1 protein-coding gene is annotated in these 3944 nt (G+C 72.0%); it reads right to left on the bottom strand.

Annotated elements, in window-relative coordinates; genetic code table 11:
• A partial coding sequence (locus ACFY0I_RS39865) for an SDR family NAD(P)-dependent oxidoreductase (protein ID WP_388904727.1) occupies positions 1–3905 on the bottom strand: 3905 nt, incomplete at its 3' end.
• Between the last annotated feature and the right edge of the window lie 39 nt (positions 3906–3944).

The following is a 3944-nucleotide window of genomic DNA, read 5'->3' on the forward strand; positions in this document are numbered from 1 at the left end:
ATCCGCTCCGCGAACACCGGCCACGAACCCAACAACTCACGCCCCATACCCAGCCACTGACCACCCTGACCAGGGAAGACGAACACCACACCGGATTCGGTCGGCTTCAGCAGCGGTTGGCCACCAACGGCCAACCGGTCGAGGCCTTCGAGCAGTTCTGCCGCATCCGCGCCGGTAACCACGGCCCGCTGCTCCAGACCGGCCCTACCGGCCAACCCCGCAGCCACCCCCGCGACCCACCCGCCGTCGACCACACCCGCCACCTGCCGAGCCCGCACGAAACTCGCCAACTGCGCCGCCTGGGCCCGCAGACCCGCCTCACCACGACCCGACACCACCCACGGCACCGGGCCCTCGATCAGCGGCGCCGACGTCTCCAACGCGTCCGGGAGTACCTCGACTGCGGGTGCCTCCTCCAAAATCATGTGGACGTTGGTGCCGCTCACCCCGAACGAGGAGACGCCCGCCCGCCGTGGGCGGCCGTCGCCCTGCCACGGCACCGGTTCGGTGAGCAGCCGTACGTCGCCGGCCGCCCAGTCCACGTGCGGCGACGGTGTCTCGGCGTGCAGGGTGGCGGGGAGCCTGCGGTTCTGCATCGCCATCACCATCTTGATCACACCGGCCACCCCGGAGGCGGCCTGTGTGTGGCCGATGTTCGACTTGACCGACCCGAGCCACAGCGGCCGGCCCTCCGGCCGGTCCTGCCCGTACGTGGCCAGCAGAGCCTGCGCCTCGATCGGGTCACCGAGCGTGGTGCCCGTTCCGTGCGCCTCCACGGCATCGACTTCACCCGCGTCGACCTGCGCGTTCGCGAGGGCCTGCCGGATCACCCGCTGCTGCGACGGACCGTTCGGCGCCGTCAACCCGTTCGACGCGCCATCCTGGTTCACGGCGGAGCCACGTACCACCGCCAGCACCCGGTGCCCGTTCGCCACCGCGTCGGACAGCCGCTCCAGCAGGAGCAGGCCGACACCCTCGGCCATGCCCATGCCGTCGGCTTCGGCGGAGAAGGACCGGCACCGGCCGTCCGCCGACAGCGCGCCCTGTTTGCTGAACGCGACCAGCGCCCCGGGCGACCCCATGACGGCCACGCCGCCGGCGAGCGCCAGCGAGCACTCCCCAAGCCGCAGCGCCTGAGTGGCCAGGTGCACACCGACCAGCGACGACGAACACGCCGTGTCGACCGTGACCGCCGGACCCTCAAGCCCGAAGGTGTACGCGATGCGACCGGACAGCACGCTGGACGCACCCCCGGTGAGCAGATGGCCCTCCGAACCCTCGGGAGCGACGGCCAGGTTGGTTCCGTAGTCCTGGTAGTTGGAGCCGACGAAGACTCCCGTCGGGGTTCCCGCCAGGGACTCCGGATCGATGCCGGCGCGTTCGAAGGCTTCCCACGCGGTCTCCAGCAGCAGCCGCTGCTGCGGATCCATGGCCCGGGCCTCACGGGGACTGATGCCGAAGAACTCCGGATCGAAGAGGGCGGCGTCGTGCAGGAAGCCTCCCCCGCGTGCGTGCACGCTGTTCGAGCGTGCACGGTCCGGGTCGTGGAGCAGAGCGTCGTCCCACCCGCGGTCGGCGGGGAAGCCCGAGACGGCTTCGCCCTGCGCGGCGAGGAGGTTCCAGAGGTCCTCGGCCGAGCGCACACCGCCGGGGAATCGGCAGCTCATGCCGACGATGGCGACGGGCTCGCCGCTGAACGCCACGCTCCGGGGGGCGGTCGTGGTGATGGGTCGGTTCCCCCACACCTCGTGCCTCAGGAAGGCGGCCAGGGCCCGCGGCGTGGGGTAGTCGAAGACCACCGTGGCGGGCAGACGGATCCCGAGGGCGGCGCCGAGCCGATTGCGGAGGTCGACGGCGGTCAGCGAGTCAAACCCGACGTCGCGGAACGCGCGGTTCGGGGCGACGGTCTCCACGTCGCTGTGGCCGAGCACGGCCACCACCTCGGTCCTGACCGTCTCCAGCAGTACGGTGTCCCGTTCGGCCTCGGTCGCCGTGGCCAGCCTGTTCACCAGTGCCGAGGAGGACTCGGCGGGGTCCGTGGACTCCTGTTCGGCGGATGCGAGAGCCCGTACCTCGGGCAGCTCGCTGAGCAGTGGCCGCGGCCTGGCCGCGGTGAAGACGGGGACGAACGTGGGCCAGTCGACCTCGGCGACCGCCAGGACCGTCTCCTCGCCACCGAGGACCTGGGCGAGCGCGTCCAATGCCCGGTCGCGGTCGAGGAACGGCAGCCCTTGTCGGTACATCTGGTCGGGGTCGACTCGTCCCAGGGCCAGCTCGGTGTCCCAGATGCCCCATGCGACGGACGTGATCGGCTGGGAGGCGGCTCGGCTCTCGGCGAGCGCGTCGAGATAGGCGTTCGCGGCGGCGTACGCCCCGTGCACCCCGCTGCCCCAGATCCCGGCGATGGAGGAGAACAGCACCAGCCGGACGTCGGGGTGGTGGGCCCCGAGCAGATCGGCGAGGTTTGCGGCGCCCGTGCACTTGGCGTCCAGGACGGTGCTCAGATGCTCGGGCGTGGCGTCGCGCAACGAGGCCAGTTCGATCGTCGCGGCGGTGTGGATGACGGTGGTGATCGGCGGGTGATCGGTGCCGCCCAGCACCTCCGCCAGTTGCGCGGCATCGGTGATGTCGCAGGCCGTGACCGTGGTCGGGGTGCCCTCCGCGCGCAGTTCCTCGGCCAGCTCGACGGCGCCGGGAGCTTCGGTCCCGGACCGGCTGACGAGGACCAGGTGCTCGGCCCCGTTCCGGGCCAGCCAGCGCGCCAGATGCGATCCGAGCCCGCCGGTACCGCCCGTCACCAGTACGGTCCCGCTCGGCTTCCATCGCCGGCCGCCGCCGGAGGGAGCGGGGGCGCGCCGCAACCGACGCGCGAACACACCGGCCGGGTCGAGCGCCAGCTGGTCCTCCTCCGGCTGGGCCAGCGCCGCACGGAGCATCTTGCCCGCGCCCGTGAACCAGCTGCGCGGCAGGTCGATCAGACCGCCGTAGTGGTCGGGGTGTTCGAGGCCGAAGACCCGGCCGAGGCCCCACACCGCCGCTGTCGTCGGGTCGGGTGCCGAGCCGTTCCCCGGCGCGGTGACCGCTCCGCGGGTCAGTACCCACAGCCGTGCGTCCGGCTGCGCTGCGACGGCCTGCATGACCGCCAGCACGACGGCCAGCCGACCCGGCAGTCCCGCTGCCTCCTCGCGTGCCGAACCGTGGTCCGGTCCGGTCGGTAGATAGGCGATGTGCTGGGCACCCGCGAGCAGGTCGGCGACGCCGTTTCGGTCGATGTCGATGTCGGGGTCGGCGGGCAGCGCTCGCACCTCGACCTCGGCGCCGGACTGCTCCAACGCCTGGCGTACGTCGTGGACTTCGGCCTGGGCATCGGCATGGCACAGCAGCAGCCATCGTCGGTGCGGCCCGCCGGCGTACCGGGTGACCAGTGGCGTCCAACCCACACGGTAGCGCCAGTCGTCCATGCCGGATGAAGCCGTCCGGACCATGCCGGCAGGGGGTGCGTCCAGCCAGTAGCGCTGCCGCTGGAAGGCGTAGGTGGGCAACGCCACCGGCTCCGCGGCGGGCAGCAACTCCCGCCAGGACACCGGCAGACCGGCAGCCCAGGCCGTCCCCAGACTGCTCAGCAACTGCGCGACCTCCGGCCGGTCACGACGCAGGGTATGCAGCACCCGCTGCCCCTCACCGCCGCCAGCACCCTCGCCGACGCCGTCGCCGTCGCCGAGTACGGTCGACAGCGCCAACCCCAGCACCGGATGCGGACCGACCTCCACGAACACGCCCCGCCCCTGCGCATGTGCCGCCCGAACCGCAGCCTCGAACAGCACCGGCTCCCGCAGGTTCCGATACCAATACCCGGCATCCAACTCACCATCGGCAACCAACCCACCGGTCACCGTCGACCACATCGCCACCCCACCACCACGCGAGGACACCCCCTCCAACCC

The sequence above is a fragment of the Streptomyces sp. NPDC001568 genome (genome assembly GCF_042893755.1).
In the GTDB taxonomy this organism is placed as follows: Bacteria; Actinomycetota; Actinomycetes; order Streptomycetales; family Streptomycetaceae; genus Streptomyces.